This window comes from Blautia intestinalis (assembly GCF_014297355.1).
GTDB lineage: Bacteria > Bacillota > Clostridia > Lachnospirales > Lachnospiraceae > Blautia_A > Blautia_A intestinalis.
Map to the genome: position 1 here is coordinate 287,692 of NZ_JACOQE010000004.1, position 21,214 is coordinate 308,905.

The window sequence follows — 21,214 nt, forward strand, 5'->3', positions numbered from 1 at the left end:
TCTCCTCTGCTGTCAGCTTTTATGCATTTTCAAGAAATGCCTTATATGCTTTTTCTGCCTCATAAATATCAGCCTTGCTTGTCACCTCCCACGGTGCATGCATGCTCAGAACAGCCACCCCACTATCAATGACATTCATACCGTAAAGTGCAGCGATATAGGCAATCGTTCCACCGCCACCGACATCAACTTTACCAAGTTCTGCTGTCTGGAATGCAACATTGCTGTCGTCAACAACCTTGCGTACCTTTGCCACGTATTCTGCATTTGCATCATTGGAACCGGATTTTCCTCTTGCCCCTGTAAATTTATTAAGAACGATACCACGGCCAAGATATGCTGCATTTTTCTTTTCGAAGCACTCACCATAAGCCGGGTCATAACCTGCGCTTACGTCAGAAGAAAGCATAAAGGAATTGCCGAGTGTTCTGCGAAGTGCAAGATCTGAATAACATCCCATTCCGCCAAGGAGCTCTGCGACTGTATTCTCAAAGAATCTGGACTGCATGCCGGTTGCTCCGACGCTGCCAATCTCTTCTTTGTCTGTCAGCAGACAACAGCTTGTACGTTTCGGTGTTTCCATTTCCAGCATTGCTGCAAAGGAGGTGTATGCACATACACGGTCATCCTGTCCGTATGCTGCAATCATGCTCCTGTCAAGTCCACAATCACGTGCTTTTCCTGCCGGAACGATTTCAAGCTCCGCAGAAAGGAAATCCTCTTCTTCTACATCATATTTTTCTTTCAGGATGCGAAGAACATTGTTTTTGACTGCTTCTTTTTTCTTCTCATCTCTTTCCTCATTAAGTGGTCTGCTGCCAATCAGAATGTCAAGGTTCTCGCCCTCAATTACTTCTGCTGCTTTTTTCTGAAGCTGTTTTCCTGCAAGATGGATCAGAAGATCGGTAATATATACAACCGGATCATCCTCAGCTTCACCAACTGTCACATTGACCACAGTACCGTCTTTTTTGACGATCACACCATGAATTGCAAGCGGCAGTGCTACCCAGTGATATTTCTTTACACCACCATAATAATGTGTATCGAGATATGCCAGATCTGTATCTTCATATAAAGGATTCTGCTTCACATCAAGGCGCGGAGAATCGATGTGTGCGCCCAGAATATTCATACCTTTTTCCATCGGATCTTCTCCGATATGGAACAGTGCCATGATCTTTTTCATGCCGACTGCATAAATTTTATCTCCTGTCTGGATCTTCTCACCGGAAGCAAGTTTTTTATCCAGCGATACATAACCGGCAGCCTCCGCTTCTCTGGACAGTTCGCTCACACATTCACGTTCTGTTTTGCCATTGTCGAGAAATGTGCGATAATCCTTTGCCAGCTTCTCCAGGGCTTTTTCATCTGCTTCATTGTAAGAAAGCCATGCATTTCTTCTTTCCATAATATACAAAACCACCTTTCGTTTGATTCTCAAAATTCTTCCAACATTATACCCCAATATTTTACGTATTTCTACATACTTTCAGATTCTTAATAAAGACATAAGAAATTCAACAGCCTTTATTATAATTTATGTTTCTTATTATGCCCCGAACTGCTTGCCTTTTTTCGTATTTGAGAATTATAATAATTTAAGTTATTTTGTAACTGTTCAGCAGGTAGAAGGTACTGAACAATTACGTTATTTTTATAGTTACAGTCAAACTTTAAATGTACTTTAAATCTGTAAATATATCACAAATTTTTCATAAAAGGAGTCTTTTCATGCAGAACGCATCTGATTTAAAAACACAGCTTCAGGCGATCCACCACAGAAGTTATCCTGCGTACAAATCCCTGAAAGGCAGCTATCAGTTCAGGGATTTCATTCTTCATATTGACCATGTACAGGGGGATCCTTTTGCATCACCTTCACATATCCGTATCCGTCTCAGTCACAAAACCGCAGGCTTTCCAGCCGCTTATTATAAAGATACGCTTACGCGTGTGACACTTGCAGATTATCTGACCCGCCAGTTCGAAACTCAGATAAATCACTACACTTTCCGTGCAAAAGGCTCGGGTAAAAGCGGCCTCATCTCCGTCAGCCACTGCGGGCAGGAAGTGCTTTCACGTTCTGCCTGCGAAATTACGGACAAAGAAATCACCGCACGTTTTTTTATTGGATTCCCGGCAAACGGACGTACCATTAATGCCACGGAACTGGAAAAAATCCTCTTTGATTTTCTCCCGGCCTGTATCGAGAAAGCTTTTTTCTATAAAAACACCGACTGCGCCAAACTGGAACAGGCAATCTTTCTTGCCGAAGATCAGGATTCGATTCGCACACAGCTAAAAGAAAAAAATCTTGTTGCTTTCGTGGCCGATCACTCTGTCCTGCCGAGAGAAAGCGGTATTTCTTCCCGCCCGCTTAGGGATTCTGTCCCATTTATGTCACCGCAATCTCTTCGTGTATCCATGAAACTTCCGCATGAAGGAACAATCTACGGTATGGGCATTCCCGCCGGAATCACCCTGATCGTTGGCGGTGGTTATCACGGTAAATCCACGCTTCTGAATGCGCTGGAACTCGGTGTATACAATCACATTGCCGGTGACGGACGAGAGTATGTCATCACAGATGACAGCGCATTAAAACTCCGCTCCGAAGACGGACGTTTCATCCGCAATGTAGACATTTCTCTTTTTATCAATGACCTTCCAAATAAAAAAGACACCCGTTGTTTTTCTACGGAAGATGCCAGTGGAAGTACCTCACAGGCCGCAGGTATTGTGGAGGGAATCGAAGCCGGAAGCAAAGTATTTCTGCTGGATGAAGATACCTCCGCGACCAATTTTATGGTGCGGGACACCTTCATGCAGGAAGTCATCTCCCGTGAAAAAGAACCGATCACTCCGTTTCTGGAACGTGCCGGAGATCTCTATGAAAAAGCCGGGATTTCCACAATTCTGGTAGCCGGAAGCTCCGGTGCATTTTTCCACATTGCCGATACGGTTATCCAGATGGATTCTTATCATCCTGTGGACATTTCCACAAAAGTCCGTGCACTTTGTGGAAAATATCCTCTGAATGAGCAAAAAATGTCTGCATTTTCCATGCCACAGAATCATCGGATACTGTCCAAAAAATCGCCCGGTATTCGCAGTCATGGACGTGGCGCCGGCAAACCGGAACGCCTGAAAATAAAAGTACATGGAAAAGACGGATTTCTTCTCGGACATCAGGACGTTGATCTGCGCTATATCGAACAGATCGTAGATTCCGAGCAGACCGCTGCTCTCGGTCTGATACTGAAATATGCTATGGAAAATCTTATTGATGGCCAACGTACTATTCCGGAAATCATCCGGATACTGTCCGAAGAATTACACAGGAGGGGACTTTCCGCATTTGCAGAAGGTTCTTCTCTTCCATGTGGGTATGCAGTTCCGAGAATCCAGGAAATCTATTCCTGTTTTAACCGCTACCGCGGATAAAGTGATATCATGTCGCGCGGCAAACCCACTGCAAATATACATGATACAGATACTATACAGACATAACGAAAGCAGCCGCCCTCCCGACGTTTCTTGTCAGGTGGCGGCTGTTGAGTTTTCGTGTTCTGTTTTATTTTTAGGGAAAGGAAAGAGTTCCGGCAACTCTTCCGGCATTTGAAGTGTTACCGGAGATCTTAAAGGGCTTTTCCTTTAAGACAAGTACATCATACAATATAAATGTGAGAAGTTTTTGTCCTTTTTCTAATATATTTATAAAATTTCTAAAATAATCATTACGCTTTTCTTTTATCAAGCTTTCTTGAGAGCATCATACCCAGTCCCTGAAGAATCTGTACGAGAACTACCAGAATAATAATCGTCACGATCATGATGTCTGTCTGGTAGCGGTAATATCCATAGCGGATCGCGATATCACCAAGTCCGCCTCCACCGACAGTTCCTGCCATTGCAGAATAGCCCAGGATCGTTCCCACTGCGATCGTCACACCAACCAGAAGGGAAGTTCTGGATTCTGCAAGAAGTACTTTCCAGATGATCGTCCGTGTTCCGGCACCCATGCTGACGGCTGCCTCAACCACACCCGGATCAACTTCCTTAAGTGAGGATTCTACCATACGTGCGATAAACGGTGCGGCAGCGATTACAAGTGGTACGATCGTTGCGGTAGATCCATATGTCTTGCCCACCAGCAGTCTCGTGAGCGGAATGACGAGAATGAGAAGAATCAGGAACGGAATACTTCTGAGAATATTCACGATCACATCCAGAACTTTATAAACAGCAGCATTCGGGTGGATACCTTCTTTGTCTGTCACTGCGAGGAGGATTCCCAGCGGCAGACCAAGTACGTACCCGAAAAAAGTGGACACAAGTGTCATATATAAAGTATCTCTGGTTCCTTCCAGAAGCATTGTAATTGTTGCATTATCCCACATCAAAACTCAACTCCTCTACTCCCATATTTGTTTCCCGCAGATATTCGATCATTTTTTCTGCTGTTTCCTCGATCTCGGGAAGCTGCAGAATCATTTCTCCCTCTGCGGCTCCGCCAATATTTTTTGTATCTGCATACAATATATTGACCGGTGTGCGATAAGCCAGAACCAGATTTGCAATCACAGGTTCATAAGATGACCTGTCTTTAAAGGTCACACGTACCAGACGCCTGCCGTTCATTTCCTGAATCTGTGTACGTCCGCTGAATACCAGTCTCCGTGCCGCTTCTGTCTTCGGGCTTCTGAAAAGTTCTTCCACCGTTCCGGATTCCACCAGAACTCCTCGTTCCAGCACTGCTACACGGTTACAGATTTCCTGTACAACACTCATTTCGTGTGTGATCACAACGACTGTGATTCCATACTCTTTATTTATTTTCCTGATCAGCTCAAGGATGGATTTCGTCGTCTGGGGATCTAATGCACTTGTTGCCTCATCACAGAGCAGGATTTCCGGATCACTTGCAAGCACACGGGCAATCGCCACGCGCTGTTTCTGTCCACCGGAAAGCTGAGACGGATAGGAAAGGGCTTTTTCCTCAAGTCCTACAATCTTCAGGTACTCCAGAGCTTTTTTACGTGCTTCCTTCTTACTGATTCCGACAATTTCCATCGGAAAACATACATTGTCAAGTGCTGTTCTCTGCATCAGAAGATTGAAATGCTGAAAAATCATTCCGATATTCTGACGTTCTTTGCGAAGCTTCCTTTCCGGAAGCTCCATAAGATTTTTTCCTTTGATCCGGATTGTTCCGGATGTCGGTCTTTCCAGTAAATTCAGACATCGCACAAGTGTGCTTTTACCTGCACCGGAGAGACCGATTATGCCGAAGATCTCTCCTTTTTCAATGGAAAAACTGATGTTTCTGGCTGCCTCTACTGTTCCGCTCTTTGTGGAAAAACTTTTACAGAGGTTTTCGACCTGTATCATCGGTTCCATTCGCCTGTTTCCTCCCATCCCTGTGTTACAATTTTATTTATTCTGCATCCTCTGCTGCATCCGTATCTGCTGTGTCGTCTGCTGTCTCTTCTTTGGCAGCATCTGCATCATCTGTGGATTCTTCAAAAGGTACAACTGCTCCGTCATATGTCTCGTTGATGTAATCCTTGATCTCGTCGGATTTCAGTGCATCTACCAGAGCTTTGACTGCTTCGCTGTCTTCGTTGCCTTCTTTTACTACGATGATGTTTACATATGTTTTTGCTGCTTCAGAATCAGATGCCTCATGTGCAATGGAATCTTTGGATACGGAATATCCTGCCTGCAGTGCATAGTTGCCATTTAATACAACAAATGCAACTTCATCTTTTACACGGGAAACCTGTGCAGCTTCCAGTTCTTCGATCTGGATGTTCTTCGGATTTTCTTTGATATCTTTTACAGTTGCTTCCAGTCCGGCTCCGTCTTTCAGAGTGATCACTCCGTTATCCTGAAGGAGAAGAAGTGCTCTAGCTTCGTTTGTGGTATCATTCGGAACCGCAATGGTATCACCATCTTCCAGCTCATCCAGTGTTTTCTTTGTTCCCGGATAGATTCCGAATGGCTCATAATGAATGCCGCCTGCATTTACAAGATGTGTTCCCTGTTCTTCGTTAAAGTTGTCCAGGTATGGAATATGCTGGAAATAGTTTGCATCAAAATCGCCGCTCTCTACTACGAGGTTTGGCTGTACATAGTCATCAAATACGGTAACTTCCAGATCCCAGCCTTCTTTTTCGAGGATTGGTTTTGCTTCTTCAAGGATCTCTGCATGTGGTGTTGCGGATGCTGCTACTTTGATGGTTCCTTTTTTTGCGTCAGCGCTTACAAGTACGCCGTTTGCTGCGATTGTTCCGATTGCAAGTGCTGCTGCAAGTGATACTGTGACAAATTTTCTGTTTTTCATAATTATTTACCTCTCTTATTCTCATTCATTATTTTTTATCTGATTTATTTTTATTACTTTCTATTTTTCCATATTCAGTTGTAAGTTCAGGATTTCCTGTTGTCCTGACGTCCTTCACCTGATTTTGGGCAAAGAAAAAACAGGAACTCCCTCGGAATTTCCTGTTCATGTAATCTAAATTGTATCTGGTTGATACATCTATATTCACATTCTTGACATCTCACCTCAGACCACTCTGCCATGATCCTCTGATGTCACAGGAAGTTTCCGATACATTGAAGCACAGTTTAACATAGACATGCACATGTACATACCCATTCGCATTTCCTTATCCATCATACACATGACATTTCTCTGTACTGATTTCTCTGTAAACATGATTCTTCCTCCTTAATGTTTTCTCCCGGTTTTTATTTCCTATCTTTCCGATAGGTTTAATATACTACTCTTCTTTCTGTCTGTCAACACATTTTTTCATTTTTTTATTTACACTCTGTTTTCCTTGCTTGACACTGTTTTTCTATGATGATACCATGATACTGGTTATCTGGGGATTTCCCCCTGTAAGCAGATTTTGCAGCTAACTATATAAACCATAAATATAAAACAATTTTATACAACAGGAGAAAATATATGCAGAAAAAAGCAATGATCGCCATGAGCGGCGGAGTTGATTCCAGCGTAGCTGCCTACCTGATGGTTCAGAACGGGTATGACTGTGCCGGTGCCACTCTGAAGCTTTATGATAATCCACAGTGCAGTTTCCCGGGTCACCGTGCCTGCTGCACACCGTCTGATACCGAGGATGCAAGAAGTGTTGCCGCAAGACTTGGCATGCTCTACTACGTTTTCCCGATGCACGACGAATTCCGTCACAGTGTTATCGACAAATTCGCAGACACCTACCTTCACGGAGGCACACCGAACCCATGTATCGACTGTAACCGTTTTTTAAAATTTTCCGCACTTCTTGATAAAGCAAGAGAACTCGGATGTGAGTACATTGCAAGTGGCCATTATGCCCGCAGAGAGCAGGATCCGGAAACAGGACGTTTCATTTTGAAAAAGGGACTCGATCCGACGAAAGACCAGAGCTACGTTCTTTATGCCATGACACAGGATCAGCTTGCACATACTCTGTTTCCACTCGGCGGCTATACCAAAAAAGAAATCCGCCACATTGCACAGGAGCAGGGCTTTATCAATGCTGATAAGCCGGACAGCCAGGATATCTGCTTCGTGCCGGACGGAGACTACGCTTCATTTATTGAACAGTATACCGGTCAGTCATCTGAGCCGGGAGATTTCGTAGATAAAGAGGGAAAAGTTCTTGGTAAACATAAAGGTCAGATTCATTATACGATCGGCCAGCGCCGCGGTCTCGGTATTTCCGCACCGGAATCGCTTTACGTCTGTGGCAAATCACTGGATTCCAACGAGGTCATTCTCGGTGGCAAACAGGATCTGATGAGTAATTATTGTTATATCAACGACATCAACCTGATTCCATGGGATCATCTCGATGCACCGATCAAATGTAAAGTAAAAACGCGTTACCGTCAGCCGGAACAGCCGGCAACTGTGGAGCAGATCGGAGAAGACCTGATAAAGATCACCTTCGATGAGCCACAGAGAGCCGTTACTCCGGGACAGGCTGCTGTCCTTTATGATGACGATATGGTACTCGGCGGAGGAACCATCCTTCCGGAAGGTCTCGCCTCCACCATGACCACATCACAGGGAACAAATATTTAACCCATCTGTACCGTTACATGGTATTCTTTCTTGCCGGGGATCAGAGGAATCTGGTTTCCGGCAATTTTTTTGCCGTCTACTTCCATCCAGGCAACACCTTTTTCCACACCGTCCGGTTTGCGGATATCAATATAATATTCCGCATCTCTGTAGCGACGTTTGATCTTCAGATCTCCAAAGTTTTTCGGCAGACACGGATTCACTGCCAGGCCGTCATATTCCGGCTGGATTCCGAGAAGTGCCTGTGACAGATTAACAAAAGTCCACGCTGCAGTTCCGGTCAGCCAACTGTTCTTCGCCTCACCAAATCTTGCAGCATCGGCACCGGCTACCATCTGCGAATAAATGTATGGTTCTGTACGATGTACATCACTGATTTCTTCAATATAAGACGGGCAGATCTTACGGTAAACATCAAATGCAAGATCTCCTCTTCCGAGTACTGCTTCTGCGATAGAAATCCACGGATTGTTATGGCAGAAAATTCCGGCATTTTCTTTGTATCCCGGCGGATAAGAAGAAATTTCACCAAGTTCCAGATGATATCTGGTATATGCCGGCTGGAGTATCATGATACCATATTTCGTTTCCAGATGTTTATGTACGGAATCCAGCGCTTTCTCAGCAAGTCCTTCTTCTTTTCCGATTTCAGCCATAACGCAGAATCCCTGTGGTTCAATATAAATCTTACCTTCTTCACATTCTTTTGATCCGACTTTTGCAGACTGTGAATCATATGCACGAAGGAACCATTCTCCGTCCCATCCTGCATCCAGAACCGCCTGATACATATCCGCTACTGCACTCTCTGCTTCTTTTGCAAGATCTTCATGTCCTGTACGCAGACAGATTTCTTTGAATTCTTTACCATATTTGACAAACATTGCTGCAATAAATACAGATTCTGCCACCGGTCCTTCAGATGGTCCGGTCGTCTGGAAAGATTCACCAGGTTCACTGGAGAAACAGTTCAAATTCAGGCAGTCATTCCAGTCAGCTCTTCCGATCAGCGGAAGTTTGTGCAGTCCGAGATGTGTTGCTGTATAATGGAACGATTTGTTCAGATGTTCAAACAGCGGTACTTCAGAACCTTTTTTACAGTCAAATGGTACCGGCTCATCAAGAATACCATAATCACCGGTCTCTTTCAGATATGCAGAAACCGCCGCAATCAGCCACAGCGGGTCATCATTAAATCCGCTTCCGACATCGAGATTACCCTGCTTTGTCAATGGCTGATACTGATGATATGCGCTTCCGTCCGGGAACTGTGTGGATGCAATATCAATAATTCTTTCCCTTGCGCGTTCCGGAATCAGATGTACAAATCCGAGAAGATCCTGACATGAATCACGGAATCCCATGCCTCGTCCGGTGCCGGATTCATAATACGATGCAGATCTTGACATATTAAATGTTACCATACACTGATACTGGTTCCATATATTTGCCATACGGTCAATGTGTTCGTTCGAACTTGTGACTGCAAAACGTGCAAGCAGTGTCTCCCAGTATGTTTTCAGCTCCGCAAATGCCGCCATTGCTTTTTCTGCTGTATCAAATCTTTCAATAAGCGCTTTTGCCGGTGCCTTACGGATGACGTTCGGCGCTTCCCATTTATTGTCTGCAGGGTTTTCACAGTAACCCAGCATAAATACAAATGTCTTTTCTTCGCCAGGAGCAAGTGTCAGATCGATCTGATGTGCTGCGATCGGATACCATCCGCTTGCTATGGAATTGCTGCATTTTTTTCTGCGGACAGCTTCCGGAAATGCGTTGCCGTTACCGGCTCCAAGAAATTCATCCCTGCTGGTATCAAAATTCTGAACCGGTGCATTTACAGTAAAGAAACTGTAATGACGGCGGCGTTCTCTGTATTCGGTCTTATGATAAATCGTACTTCCATGTACTTCCACTTCGCCAATACTTAAGTTTCGCTGGAAGTTCGTTGAATCATCCACTGCATTCCAGAGACAGAACTCTACATAAGAAAACAAAGAGACATTTTTTGCGACATTGGAATTATTTTTTAAAGTCAGGCAGTTGATCTCGCACGCTGCATCTACCGGTACAAATGCCAGCAGATCCGCTTCCAGATTATTTTTTGAAGAATGGAAACGGCTGTAGCCCAGACCGTGACGGCATTCATATGTATCTGTCTCTGTACCGGACGGCATCGTGCCCGGATTCCAGATCACACCGTCATCATTGATATAGTAATATTTTCCATTGGAATCTACCGGAATGTTATTGTAGCGATATCTCGTAATACGTAAAAGTTTCGCATCTTTATAGAAACTATATCCGCCGCAGGTGTTTGAGATCAGTGAAAAAAAATCGTTGCTTCCGAGATAATTGATCCATGGCTGCGGAGTATGTGGTGTAGTGATTACATATTCTTTGGCTTTATCGTCAAAATGTCCGAATTTCATAAAGAACCTCCTTCAAAAAACAATATAAATAAAGTAAAGGGTATGCGATCACGAATTAAAGACTGAAAACAGAATTGCGAAAACGAATAAGTTTAGAAATTTTATAACTATAATATGATTAGATTGGATTAAGCTCAGTATAATTCACTTATTCAAAAAAATCAACCACATTTTCGCTTACGAAATCGTGTGCAGACATGTTTTCGTAAACGTTAAGTTTTTTACGAAATTTTTCGTAAAAACGAAGTACCTTTTTTGTGAAATCGGTTAATTATCGTCAATTATTTTTTGTGCAAGAGGGATAAATTATGCAAATATAACAATTTATCCTTGCAAATTGTCCGAAAATACAGTACGATGAGCTTGCGAAAACGTTTTAGAAACAAAAACAGAAAAGGCTGGACATGCATATGGTATCCATGAAAGACATTGCAAAACAATGCAACGTATCTGTTGCAAGTGTCAGCAAAGCTCTCAATGGTTATCCGGATATCAGCGAAGAGACCCGGCAGCTTATTTTAAATACTGCATCAGAAATGGGATATCTTCCTAATTCCTCAGCACGGTCGCTGAAAACCAAGCGAAGCCACAATCTCGGCGTACTATTCGTAGACGAAGCCATGAGTGGTCTCACACATGATTATTTCAATCATGTATTAGAAAGTTTCAAGCGCACGGCTGAATCCAGAGGATACGACATCACCTTTACCAGCGGAAATCTTTCCGGTCAGCACATCAGTTATTATGATCACTGCCGCTACCGGGGAGTCGACGGAGTTGTAATTGCCTGCATCGACTTCTTTACAGAAGAAGTACAACAGCTGGTACAATCCGAAATTCCGGTGGTTACGATCGACCATGTATTCGATGGAAGAATTGCTGTTGTTTCCAACAACATTCAGGGAATGGAAGATCTTGTCACCTATGTTCTGCAACGGGGGCACAGAAAAATCGCCTATATTCACGGAGAAGATTCTTCTGTTACACGAAGTCGTCTGGGAAGCTTCTACAGGACGCTTCAGAAAAAACATATCGATGTACCCGATGAATATATGCCGGTCATCCCCTATCGCGATGCAGAAGCCGCAGCGATGGCGACCTCAGAACTTCTTGATCTGAAAGATCCGCCTACCTGCATTCTTTATCCGGATGATTTTTCTGCTCTGGGCGGTATCAACGAAATCCACGAACGAGGACTTCGGATACCAGATGATATTTCCATCGCAGGATATGATGGACTCACTTTTGCCCGCATCCTTGAGCCCCGGCTGACAACGCTGTGCCAGGACACAGAAACAATCGGACAGCTTGCCGCAAAGAAACTGATTGGCCTCATCGAAAATCCAAAAGCAACGATCATCGATAAGTTCACAGTTGACGGAAGGCTTTTCCCCGGTGCTTCGGTCAGGAATCTGGCAAAATAAAATGCAAAACATATTTGCAAAAACTAAATAATGAAAATTTAATATGTAAAAAAATAAAAACCAAATTATTAAATCACAGGGAGGTAACAACATGAAAAAACAGATTATGGCAGTCACATTAACAGCAGCTATGCTCGCAGGTTTGGCAGCAGTTCCGGTATGGGCTGATGACGCAGGCTCAGACGAAGGTAAAGTTTTAAACATTTACTGCTGGAACGAAGAATTCAAAACCCGTCTGACCGATCACTATCCGGGATATGAAGAAGTAGACGGAACTCATGGTAAGATCGGTGATGTAGATGTTGTATGGAACATTACTCCATCTGATGACAACGCTTATCAGAACAATCTCGACGAAACACTTCTGAAACAGGCTGATGCAGCTGCTGACGACAAGATCGACCTCTTCCTCGTAGAAGCTGACTACGCACTGAAATATGTAAACACAGATTACACAATGTCTGTAGCAGATCTTGGAATCACAGATGATGAGATTGCTGATCAGTATCAGTACACTAAAGACGTTATGACAGATTCCGATGGAAACCTGAAAGGTCTTTCATGGCAGGGCTGCCCAGGAACCATGATCTACAGAAGAGATATCGCCAAAGAAGTATTCGGAACAGACGATCCGGCAGAGGTTCAGAAGAAAGTTGCTGACTGGGATACCTTCAAAGCAACTGCCGCAGAACTGAAAGAAAAAGGTTATCAGATGACCTCTACTGTAAACGACTCCTACCGTGTATTCTCCAACAACGTAACCAGCCCATGGGTAGTTGATGGAAAGATCACAGTTGACGACAATATTAAGAACTGGGTTGACATGTCCAAGGAAATGGTTGATGCAGGCGAAACAGCTACATACGAACTGTGGAGCGATGACTGGAGCAAAGGCTTCTTCACAGACAGCAATGTATTCTCATATTTCGGACCGGCATGGTTCATCGACTTCTCTATGAGTGCTGATCAGGATGGCTCCGTTGGTAAAGACGGCGGCTGGGCTGCAACAGAAGGACCGCAGGGCTTCTACTGGGGCGGAACATGGATCACAGCAGCTACAGGTACAGACAACCCGACACTCGTTGCTGATATCATGAGAACTATGACAACAAACGTTGATGTAATGAAAGAAATCGTTACAGCTGACAACGACTTCGTAAACAACAAACCGGCTATGGAAGAAATGGCTGCAGACGAGAGCTACGGCGACGCAGTTCTCGGCGGACAGAACCCACTGGCTATGTTCTGTGCAGGTGCAGACAAGATCGACCTCAGCAACATGAGCATCTATGATCAGGGCTGCAACGAAGAATTCCAGAACGCTATGAAGAACTACTTCGAAGGCAATGCAACTTATGAAGAAGCACTCGACCTGTTCTACAAAGCAGTTGTTGAAAAATATCCGGAACTTTCATACTAATTCAGACAGACTGACTTCATTTTCAAATGAACATTCTGAAAAGAACATGATTATCTAAAAATGTGCCTGCCTGAGGTTCAGGCAGGCACACTTTAACTTATGGAGGAAGATAATGGCAAAGAATAATAACCATAAAGCGGTCAGCTATAACAAATGGGGCTATATCTTTCTGATACCGTTTGTAGTAGTATACCTCATATTCCAGCTCGTTCCGCTTATTAGTACAATTTATAACAGCTTTTTTGAAAATTACAGATCTGGATTGACGCAGATTGGACCGAACTTTGTGGGATTTGCCAATTATGTCAAACTCTTTGAGGGTGGAGAGATCTGGATTTATTTAAAAAACACAATGATCATGTGGGTAATGGGATTTGTTCCTCAGATCCTCGTATCCCTGCTTCTCGGTGCATGGTTCTCCAACCCGAGTCTCCGGCTGAAAGGTCAGCGGTTCTTCAAGACTGTGATCTATCTCCCGAACCTGATCATGGCATCTGCATTTGCAATGTTATTCTTCACATTGTTCGCAGATGGCGGCCCGATCAATGCCATGCTCGTACATGCAGGCATCCTGAAAGAAGCATATTCTTTCTTCAGCCACGCCTGGAGTGCAAGAACGCTGGTTGCGATTCTGAACTTCCTGATGTGGTTTGGTAACACGACCATCCTCCTGATGGCCGGTATGATGGGTATCGATCCATCACTTTATGAAGCTGCCGAAGTAGACGGAGCTACATCTTCACAGATTTTCCGTAAGATCACTCTTCCGCTGCTTCGTCCGATTCTGATTTACGTTATGATCACATCACTGATCGGTGGTATGCAGATGTTCGATGTACCACAGATCCTGACAAATGGAACCGGTGATCCGATGCGTTCAACCATGACACTGATCATGTTCCTGAACAAGCATCTGTTCAGCAAGAACTATGGTATGGGCGGTGCATTGTCCGTATTTCTGTTCATTATTACCGGTATACTCAGTATGATCGTATTCCGATTCAACAAAGCAACTGACGGGAGGTGAGAAGAATGAATGAAAAAAATCAAAAAGCCAAAAAAGGAATGAGCATGAAAGGTCAGCGTACCCTTGCTTATGTGGTACTGATCATTCTCACATTCTTCTGCCTGTTCTGGTTTTATGTACTGTTTATCAACGCAACAAGATCAAACGGAGCCCTGAAAAAAGGTTTCACGGCGATCCCGGGAGGTCAGCTTATCATAAACTGGAAAAACCTTCTCGCAGGAACCCTTCCGGTATGGAACGGTATGTTCAACAGTATCTTCATTGCTACATGCTCTGCTGTTTTATGTACATACTTCTCCACAATGACTGCATATGCGATCCACGCATACGACTTTAAAGGCAAAAAATTCATGTTCACCTTTATCCTCGCAGTCATGATGATCCCGACTCAGGTAACCGCACTTGGTTTCCTGCAGTTACTCGGCAAAATGCATCTGGATGATTCCTTTATTCCACTGATCATTCCGAGTATTGCCGCTCCGGTTACTTTCTTCTATATGAAACAGTACATGGAAAGCAACCTTCCTCTGGAGCTTGTGGAGGCCGCCCGTATTGACGGTTCCGGCGAATTCAAGACTTTCAATACGATTGTCTTCCCGCTTATGAAACCGGCTATCGCCGTACAGGCAATCTTCACTTTTGTTCAGAGCTGGAACAACTACTTTATTCCGGCGCTGGTACTTCATTCTGACAAGAAGAAAACACTTCCGGTACTGATCGCACAGCTTCGCAGTGCCGACTTCCTGAAGTTCGATATGGGCCAGGTTTACGTGATGATCGCGTTTTCGATCTTCCCGGTAATCATTGTTTATATCCTCCTTTCCAGATTTATCGTAGACGGTGTTTCTGCAGGTGCTGTCAAGGGCTGATCTTCCCTTTCAGAAGAACCCTTTCATTTTTGGACATGTTTTCTATAGTGTCTATTGCATCCCAAAACACTTTGTGATTAAATAAAAAGCAGATAAAATACAGACGGTGAATGTATTTTGCCGTCTGTATTTTTTATATATATTTTGTTTATATATGCATATTGAAGGGATTAAAAATGACAGCAAAAACTTCTCGAATTATCATAAAAACATTCGTCAAAACCGCATTAAAGGATGCCGATGAAGCACCGGAGCGCTGTACCAGAAATCTGGTCGATATGGCACTTCATTTTTCGAAGGGGCGTTTCCAGATATCCTTCTTTGAGATGGCACGTACAATGTTGAACAACGAAAACAGCCCGTACTATCCACTGATTGAAGATGCACTCAAGCACATGGATAAAGACAAACTGATCGAATTCGGTCTGAATCTGGGATACAATGGCTGCACAATGGGCGCACATATCGTCCGTAAGATCAAACGTACCGAAAATATCAATGTTCCGTGGCTTCTGTTTTTGAACATTGATTCCGCACATGAAAATCTTACAGAAAGTTATCAGCCGATTTTCGATCAGGGCAAAGAACTCGGTATCTACGTATATTTCCTTTATACAAACAAAGATCCGGAGAAACTGCTTCCACTCATCCGTCAGAATGAAGACTGTGCCATCATTCTATTATGTGGTTCTAACTGCATCACAGAAGATTTCGCAGATTCTGCAAAGGACATCAATCATCTTCTGATCGGTGTCAATTATGACGATCATACGGATGCTGCATGCCTCGTACTCCGCGATCACAGACTTCTTTATTCTGTATATCGCATGTATACAGAAGATGAAAGTTCTGAAATTTTTTCCGGTTCATACTACCGCTATGCCGAAGAACTTCACTGTCCGTTTGCCGCAGTCATTGCGGATCCGGCATGCAGCAGTGAAACCCGTGGAAATGTCTACAAAGCAGCCGTCGGTACACGCGTTGCACAGAAATATCGTACCATTCCGACTGATCTTATGTATGATGCAGAAACTGTCGGAAACATTATCTCTCCGCCGTCCAGTGTAATCGGCTTCCAGCCTGACGGTACGATCTACAATCTCAGGAATAATGGCAGGCTTTTATCCCATAACATCTTCAAAGAATCTCTTCGTGATATTCTTCAGAAGTCATTCTCTATGGATGAATAAAAGTCACTGACCAATAAAGCAATCTTTTCACATACGTACACAGTGAAACAGCTCCATAAATCATCCGGTAATTTCCGATATGTTTTATGAAGCTGTTTGCTTTATATTTTATTATATTTTCAAGTTTTAACTGTTCATACGCTCCTGCGTGATCACCACAACCTGAATACAGGATTTCAGTAGCTCTACAAATTTTTTCGGCGGAGTCGGTTCTTTCTGTGAGATCCATCGTCCAAATGCACAGATAACCGCATCGCAGAAAAAGTTCACATAAAAATCCGCATCTGTCTGCTCTCCCAGAATCTCTCTGATATCCTCTGCCATCAACGGACTTACCAACTCACGGAAATGATTGATAAAAGAATTCTGGTCTTCTACTTTCATTGCTTTTCTGTAAAAATCTTTATTCTCATAAAAATAATTGCAAAGGTGAAGCACACTGTCCCATCCGATCAGATTCTTCCCGATCTGCACATGGTTCAGATATTCTACATCAAAGATCCAGTTTACCAGATCAAATTTATCCCTGAAATGATAATAGAAACTTTTTCGGTTCATATTACATTTTGCACAGATATCCGAAACGGTGATCTTTGCAAAAGGTGTTGTTTCCATCAATTCCTTCAGAGCTGACGCAAGTGCACTTTTTGTAATATTGGAATCAGCCAACTTTCTTTCCTCCCCTTTTATCGGTTCGTCAACATCCTGTTTCCTATTTTACTATATTTATATATCAGTTGCAAATAATGCTGCGCCTAAAGCTCCGCAGAGCTGGGATTTCTCACTGATGACCAGACTCGTTCCAAGACGCTCTTCAAGAGTTTTTACAAGGCCTTTGTTCTGGGCAACACCACCGGTCATCATATAAGCCTCCTCACCGCCTACACGTTTGACCAGAGACGCCGTCTTTGCAGCAACAGCTTTGTTCAGTCCATGTACAATATCATCGGTACGCTTATTCTGTGCAATCAAAGAAACTACTTCGGACTCGGCAAACACTGTACACATACTGGAAATCGTAATATCCTCCTGATAGGAAAGCCCCACCCGGCTCAGTTCATCGAGAGACATTTCCATCGTCTTTGCCATCATTTCAAGGAATCGTCCGGTTCCAGCAGCACATTTGTCATTCATAACAAAATTCTTTACACTGCCATCTTCGTTCAGGCGGATAACCTTGCTGTCCTGCCCTCCGATATCAACGACTGTACGTACTTTCGGATCGAGGAAATGAGCCCCACGTGCATGGCAGGTAATCTCTGTAATGCTCTTATCTCCGTCTGAAATTGCTGTTCTGCCGTAACCTGTAGTCACAACTGCATCCAGATCTTCTCTTGTAATATCAGCATGTTTAAGAGCTTCCTCGAGGGCTCTTTCAGCGCCATTTGCCGCACCCGCTCCGGTCGGCATGATCACACTGGAAATTATTTTTCTGTCTTTATCCAAAATCACCACATCTGTACTTGTGGATCCGCTGTCGATTCCAGCATAGTATCCTTTACCCATTGTTCTCTCCTTTTTTGTTTCCTTCTGAATACCAAGACTCTCTGCAAAAGCTTCCAGACGCGTACTCAGCTGTCCGCTGCTCTGCAAAGTAAAGTCTGACTCAATCTTCAGAAGAGGCACATCGGTATGACCTTTGATATCCGCATACTCAAAGCTGTAAAAATCACAGAATTTTACAGTATGATAGATAATTCCTTTCAGTGAAGGATCCTGATATAACTGTTTACGTCCTGCATGATCCATCATGCGCATACACGGAATCTGATGAAGCAGTTCTCCCGCATACCATTCCATCAATGCGTCAAAATCCATATCTTCTGACGGAAGATTCTCTCCTACGGAACGGTTATAAACACAGGTTTCATTCACGACCGGAAGCGGCATGGACTTACTTGTCATCTCAAACAGTTCCTGCCCCATACGTGCTCCAAGCACTGCCAGATGTGGTTCCTGCGTACGCCCTTTTGGCTGAAAAGCTTTCAGAAAAGCAGTTTTATCAAAAATAGTTCCTTTATAAGAAGCATATGCAGATGCCAGCGCCTTTAACTGCATTGCCGTACGCTCACGGCTGCATTCTATGTCACAGTGTAACATATCAATCATATAAAGGAAATCCATCTGTCCACTGTCTTCCAGTATATCATAAACACTGCGGATTGTATCACAACAGTTTACAAGAACCAGTTCTTTTATGTTTCCGGCAAGAACTTCTTCGAGTACTGATTTACCAAATCCACAGATGTTCGGATGTGCGATCTGTTCTGCACGTTCAAATCCTTTTGGCATTTCATTTAATATTTCACATTCACCGCCAAGAGCCGTCAGAAGCTCCACCGGTGTATATTTACAGACATAATATGTTTTATTCATGAGCAAAGTCCCCCAGCATTTCCAGAAAAGCACCTAAACGGGTAGAGGTCTGACCTTCCCCACCATGGCTTCGGTCGCAGCCGTCTCCGTCCAGGATCAATGTGGGAAGACCAGCTTCTTCAAAACACTTTTTCGCAATTCGAGAGCCACCAAGTGTATGCTTACAGCCCCAGTGATTAAACCAGACAACACCATCCGCGCCTGCCTGTTTTGCATGACGGATACCGGCATTGATCCTGCGTGAGATCGGTCCATTCAATGCATGATAGATCAGACGCATTGCCATTTCTTCATATGGATCTTCTGAATACCTGGAAATATCTGTTACCTGTGAGAGCTCACATCCGACGATCTGAGCGTCATCATTTAAAAGAAGCGCTTCTTTTACCGCATCTGACCAGAATGGAATCGTGTGCATCCAATAGATATGTTTACCTTTTTTAGGCGGTGCTTTCTTTACGTCCTGAAGAAGTTTCTCGGTATATAACGCTTCCTCTTCTGTTCCCAGAAGGATATTATTAGTCATTCCGCTGTACAATGGCGACACCAGATCGGACGGGATAAAACGGTCTGCACGTGCGCTCTGAAATGCATCAAATCGTTCAAGAGTCCTGCGCCCTCTTTTTACCCGTTCTAACAGCCTGTCCTCATCAATCTGATGACCTGTAGTCTGTTCAAGAAAACCGCGCAGAGCTCGAAGCTGCGCTGCCACATAAGCAACATTCTCCGAAGTCTGACCTGACGGTACATCAATGGAAAACACCGGCACATGAAAAAACTCCGCCAGACGATGGAATGTCAGCAGGTTCGCATCACATGCAAGATTGGTATATACGATACATTTCGGTTTCGGCAGAAGTCCTTTCTCTGCTGCACCGATAAATGTTTTGTGGTAACTGCAGAGTGTCTCAGAAAGTCCGGAGTCCTCTGCACTCTGAAGAAATGCACGCTCTGCGCTTGATGCTGTCAGATAGCAGGAAAAACTCTCTACATTATAAGGATATAAACCAGCCTCCTGCATCAGCTCACACGGTGTAAATACGCTGACCAGTACTGACTGATCCGGATGTTTCAACGGCTGCAGCATCACTTTCATCATCATACGTGCCAGATACTGATCTGACGAATTTATTTTTTTCGAAGGAGCCAGACGGAACTTCAGATCCTGTGCATCCCATCCTTTCGTGAGGAGCCAGCGTGCTCTGTCCGGTGTATTCTCACACCATTTCTCTATATAATTTCCGAATGTCTTTATTATTTCCAATTGGTCTGACCGCCTTTCGATGTCTTTCTCCATAGTATATAGCAAACAATCTCATAATACAAGAATAAAAATCATGAGATTGTCAATAAATTATCATAGTTTGTGCAAATGTTGTACAAAAAAAACTCCAAACCCTCTGAATCAGAGAATTTGAAGCCTTTAAGTCGTGCCGCAGACCGGAATCGAACCGGTACGGGTATCACTACCCACGGGATTTTAAGTCCCGGGCGTCTGCCAGTTCCGCCACTGCGGCATATTAAATTGAAAAATGGGGCCTATAGGGCTCGAACCTATGACCCTCTGCTTGTAAGGCAGATGCTCTCCCAGCTGAGCTAAGACCCCTTAAACGACCCAGATGAGACTCGAACTCACGACCTCCGCCGTGACAGGGCGGCGCTCTAACCAACTGAGCCACTGGGCCAAAAAAATAAGTAAAATGGACCTTCGGGGACTCGAACCCAGGACCGACCGGTTATGAGCCGGTTGCTCTAACCAACTGAGCTAAAGGTCCAAAAAGCCGATGATCGGACTCGAACCGATAACCTGCTGATTACAAATCAGCTGCTCTGCCAATTGAGCCACATCGGCATATAACTCACTTAGATGTATTATACACCAAATGTCGTAATCAAGCCATACCAAAAATCACATTTTTTTATTTTTTGATGACTCCAAGGGGATTTGAACCCCTGTTACCGCCGTGAAAGGGCGGTGTCTTAACCGCTTGACCATGGAGCCAATTATCTGCTATCGGCTCTAAAGTCCGAAAAGCTAACTCCCCCTGTTGGACTCGAACCAACGACACTGCGGTTAACAGCCGCATGCTCTACCGACTGAGCTAAGGAGGATTATATTTTTTAGAAGATATATCGTATCTTCAAAACCACATACATGTTGACAATCAACTGAATCTTTCTGACCATGCTTTCTTGGTCAAGCCCTCACCCTATTAGTAGCAGTCAGCTCCATGTGTTACCACACTTCCACCCCTGCCCTATCAACCTCGTCGTCTTCAAGGGGGTTTACTCCTTTCGGATGGGATATCTCATCTTGAGGGGGGCTTCACGCTTAGATGCCTTCAGCGTTTATCCCTTCCGGGCTTGGCTAC

The 21,214-nt window shown here is 44.0% G+C and carries 17 protein-coding genes, 7 tRNA genes and 1 rRNA gene; 7 read left to right on the plus strand and 18 right to left on the minus strand.

Annotated elements, in window-relative coordinates:
• Positions 1 to 19 precede the first annotated feature (19 nt).
• Positions 20 to 1,411, minus strand: a complete 1,392-nt coding sequence (locus H8Z79_RS09520; RefSeq protein ID WP_118039011.1) for an aminopeptidase — start codon at positions 1,409 to 1,411, stop codon at positions 20 to 22.
• Between the two features lie 323 nt (positions 1,412 to 1,734).
• Between H8Z79_RS09520 and H8Z79_RS09525 the strand changes: the two genes are divergently transcribed.
• Positions 1,735 to 3,447 (plus strand): ABC-ATPase domain-containing protein, encoded by a 1,713-nt coding sequence (locus H8Z79_RS09525; RefSeq protein ID WP_015543153.1) that lies wholly within the window; start codon positions 1,735 to 1,737, stop codon positions 3,445 to 3,447.
• Positions 3,448 to 3,740: 293 nt separating this feature from the next.
• Here the strand turns inward: H8Z79_RS09525 and H8Z79_RS09530 are convergent, their stop codons facing one another.
• From H8Z79_RS09530 to H8Z79_RS09550, 5 genes are read right to left on the minus strand one after another with little or no spacing between them, the layout of a single operon-like run.
• Positions 3,741 to 4,403 (minus strand): methionine ABC transporter permease, encoded by a 663-nt coding sequence (locus H8Z79_RS09530; protein ID WP_015543152.1) that lies wholly within the window; start codon positions 4,401 to 4,403, stop codon positions 3,741 to 3,743.
• Positions 4,393 to 5,403 (minus strand): methionine ABC transporter ATP-binding protein, encoded by a 1,011-nt coding sequence (locus H8Z79_RS09535; RefSeq protein WP_015543151.1) that lies wholly within the window; start codon positions 5,401 to 5,403, stop codon positions 4,393 to 4,395. The genes H8Z79_RS09530 and H8Z79_RS09535 overlap by 11 nt, the downstream gene beginning before the upstream one ends.
• Positions 5,404 to 5,440: 37 nt before the next feature.
• On the minus strand, positions 5,441 to 6,349 hold the full coding sequence (locus tag H8Z79_RS09540) for a MetQ/NlpA family ABC transporter substrate-binding protein (protein ID WP_118039010.1): 909 nt from the start codon (positions 6,347 to 6,349) through the stop codon (positions 5,441 to 5,443).
• Between the two features lie 28 nt (positions 6,350 to 6,377).
• Positions 6,378 to 6,557, minus strand: coding sequence for a hypothetical protein (locus H8Z79_RS09545; protein ID WP_187002814.1), 180 nt, complete (start codon positions 6,555 to 6,557; stop codon positions 6,378 to 6,380).
• Positions 6,558 to 6,574: 17 nt separating this feature from the next.
• Positions 6,575 to 6,727: a hypothetical protein gene (locus H8Z79_RS09550; protein WP_182001960.1), complete on the minus strand. Its 153-nt coding sequence runs from the start codon at positions 6,725 to 6,727 to the stop codon at positions 6,575 to 6,577.
• 255 nt (positions 6,728 to 6,982) lie between these two features.
• Here H8Z79_RS09550 and mnmA point away from each other — a divergent pair, with 255 nt between their 5' ends.
• Positions 6,983 to 8,104 carry a tRNA 2-thiouridine(34) synthase MnmA gene (mnmA, locus tag H8Z79_RS09555; protein ID WP_015543147.1) on the plus strand — a complete coding sequence of 374 codons (1,122 nt, stop codon included), beginning with the start codon at positions 6,983 to 6,985 and terminating at the stop codon, positions 8,102 to 8,104.
• Here mnmA and H8Z79_RS09560 read toward each other — a convergent pair.
• Positions 8,101 to 10,536, minus strand: a complete 2,436-nt coding sequence (locus H8Z79_RS09560; protein WP_118039009.1) for a GH36-type glycosyl hydrolase domain-containing protein — start codon at positions 10,534 to 10,536, stop codon at positions 8,101 to 8,103. The two genes, mnmA and H8Z79_RS09560, sit on opposite strands and share 4 nt — an antisense overlap.
• Positions 10,537 to 10,946: 410 nt before the next feature.
• On the opposite strand from H8Z79_RS09560, the gene H8Z79_RS09565 reads away from it, so the two are divergent.
• The 5 genes from H8Z79_RS09565 (at position 10,947) to H8Z79_RS09585 (ending at position 16,466) form a co-directional block, all read left to right on the plus strand.
• Positions 10,947 to 11,960 (plus strand): LacI family DNA-binding transcriptional regulator, encoded by a 1,014-nt coding sequence (locus tag H8Z79_RS09565; RefSeq protein WP_182279211.1) that lies wholly within the window; start codon positions 10,947 to 10,949, stop codon positions 11,958 to 11,960.
• A gap of 91 nt (positions 11,961 to 12,051) precedes the next feature.
• Positions 12,052 to 13,380 (plus strand): type 2 periplasmic-binding domain-containing protein, encoded by a 1,329-nt coding sequence (locus tag H8Z79_RS09570; protein WP_015543144.1) that lies wholly within the window; start codon positions 12,052 to 12,054, stop codon positions 13,378 to 13,380.
• 112 nt (positions 13,381 to 13,492) lie between these two features.
• Complete coding sequence (locus tag H8Z79_RS09575; protein ID WP_118039008.1) at positions 13,493 to 14,407, plus strand: carbohydrate ABC transporter permease; 915 nt, start codon at positions 13,493 to 13,495, stop codon at positions 14,405 to 14,407.
• Between the two features lie 5 nt (positions 14,408 to 14,412).
• Positions 14,413 to 15,276 carry a carbohydrate ABC transporter permease gene (locus H8Z79_RS09580; RefSeq protein ID WP_118039007.1) on the plus strand — a complete coding sequence of 288 codons (864 nt, stop codon included), beginning with the start codon at positions 14,413 to 14,415 and terminating at the stop codon, positions 15,274 to 15,276.
• 176 nt (positions 15,277 to 15,452) lie between these two features.
• Positions 15,453 to 16,466 carry a hypothetical protein gene (locus H8Z79_RS09585; RefSeq protein ID WP_015543141.1) on the plus strand — a complete coding sequence of 338 codons (1,014 nt, stop codon included), beginning with the start codon at positions 15,453 to 15,455 and terminating at the stop codon, positions 16,464 to 16,466.
• Positions 16,467 to 16,592: 126 nt separating this feature from the next.
• Here the strand turns inward: H8Z79_RS09585 and dhaS are convergent, their stop codons facing one another.
• The 11 genes from dhaS to H8Z79_RS09640 all read right to left on the minus strand — a co-directional run.
• On the minus strand, positions 16,593 to 17,135 hold the full coding sequence (gene dhaS, locus H8Z79_RS09590; RefSeq protein ID WP_225876953.1) for a dihydroxyacetone kinase transcriptional activator DhaS: 543 nt from the start codon (positions 17,133 to 17,135) through the stop codon (positions 16,593 to 16,595).
• Between the two features lie 57 nt (positions 17,136 to 17,192).
• Positions 17,193 to 18,842 (minus strand): acyl-CoA dehydratase activase, encoded by a 1,650-nt coding sequence (locus H8Z79_RS09595; protein WP_118039006.1) that lies wholly within the window; start codon positions 18,840 to 18,842, stop codon positions 17,193 to 17,195.
• Positions 18,835 to 20,106 (minus strand): 2-hydroxyacyl-CoA dehydratase subunit D, encoded by a 1,272-nt coding sequence (locus H8Z79_RS09600; RefSeq protein ID WP_118039217.1) that lies wholly within the window; start codon positions 20,104 to 20,106, stop codon positions 18,835 to 18,837. The genes H8Z79_RS09595 and H8Z79_RS09600 overlap by 8 nt, the downstream gene beginning before the upstream one ends.
• Before the next feature lie 167 nt (positions 20,107 to 20,273).
• Positions 20,274 to 20,359 (minus strand) — tRNA-Leu (locus H8Z79_RS09605).
• Between the two features lie 16 nt (positions 20,360 to 20,375).
• Positions 20,376 to 20,448 (minus strand) — tRNA-Val (locus H8Z79_RS09610).
• A gap of 5 nt (positions 20,449 to 20,453) precedes the next feature.
• Positions 20,454 to 20,527, minus strand: a tRNA-Asp gene (locus H8Z79_RS09615).
• A gap of 16 nt (positions 20,528 to 20,543) precedes the next feature.
• Positions 20,544 to 20,617 (minus strand) — tRNA-Ile (locus H8Z79_RS09620).
• A 4-nt stretch (positions 20,618 to 20,621) separates the two neighbouring features.
• A tRNA-Thr gene (locus H8Z79_RS09625) sits at positions 20,622 to 20,694 on the minus strand.
• Positions 20,695 to 20,772: 78 nt separating this feature from the next.
• A tRNA-Glu gene (locus H8Z79_RS09630) sits at positions 20,773 to 20,844 on the minus strand.
• 37 nt (positions 20,845 to 20,881) lie between these two features.
• Positions 20,882 to 20,954 (minus strand) — tRNA-Asn (locus H8Z79_RS09635).
• Positions 20,955 to 21,035: 81 nt separating this feature from the next.
• A 23S ribosomal RNA gene (locus H8Z79_RS09640) occupies positions 21,036 to 21,214 on the minus strand; the annotation flags it as partial.

Bases quoted from the DNA above. Each gene is read 5' to 3' on its own strand.
- H8Z79_RS09520 (WP_118039011.1), bottom strand. From the start codon at position 1,411: ATGGAAAGAAGAAATGCATGGCTTTCTTACAATGAAGCAGATGAAAAA.
- H8Z79_RS09525 (WP_015543153.1), top strand. From the start codon at position 1,735: ATGCAGAACGCATCTGATTTAAAAACACAGCTTCAGGCGATCCACCAC.
- H8Z79_RS09530 (WP_015543152.1), bottom strand. From the start codon at position 4,403: ATGTGGGATAATGCAACAATTACAATGCTTCTGGAAGGAACCAGAGAT.
- H8Z79_RS09535 (WP_015543151.1), bottom strand. From the start codon at position 5,403: ATGGAACCGATGATACAGGTCGAAAACCTCTGTAAAAGTTTTTCCACA.
- H8Z79_RS09540 (WP_118039010.1), bottom strand. From the start codon at position 6,349: ATGAAAAACAGAAAATTTGTCACAGTATCACTTGCAGCAGCACTTGCA.
- H8Z79_RS09550 (WP_182001960.1), bottom strand. From the start codon at position 6,727: ATGTTTACAGAGAAATCAGTACAGAGAAATGTCATGTGTATGATGGAT.
- mnmA (WP_015543147.1), top strand. From the start codon at position 6,983: ATGCAGAAAAAAGCAATGATCGCCATGAGCGGCGGAGTTGATTCCAGC.
- H8Z79_RS09560 (WP_118039009.1), bottom strand. From the start codon at position 10,536: ATGAAATTCGGACATTTTGACGATAAAGCCAAAGAATATGTAATCACT.
- H8Z79_RS09565 (WP_182279211.1), top strand. From the start codon at position 10,947: ATGGTATCCATGAAAGACATTGCAAAACAATGCAACGTATCTGTTGCA.
- H8Z79_RS09570 (WP_015543144.1), top strand. From the start codon at position 12,052: ATGAAAAAACAGATTATGGCAGTCACATTAACAGCAGCTATGCTCGCA.
- H8Z79_RS09575 (WP_118039008.1), top strand. From the start codon at position 13,493: ATGGCAAAGAATAATAACCATAAAGCGGTCAGCTATAACAAATGGGGC.
- H8Z79_RS09580 (WP_118039007.1), top strand. From the start codon at position 14,413: ATGAATGAAAAAAATCAAAAAGCCAAAAAAGGAATGAGCATGAAAGGT.
- H8Z79_RS09585 (WP_015543141.1), top strand. From the start codon at position 15,453: ATGACAGCAAAAACTTCTCGAATTATCATAAAAACATTCGTCAAAACC.
- H8Z79_RS09595 (WP_118039006.1), bottom strand. From the start codon at position 18,842: ATGAATAAAACATATTATGTCTGTAAATATACACCGGTGGAGCTTCTG.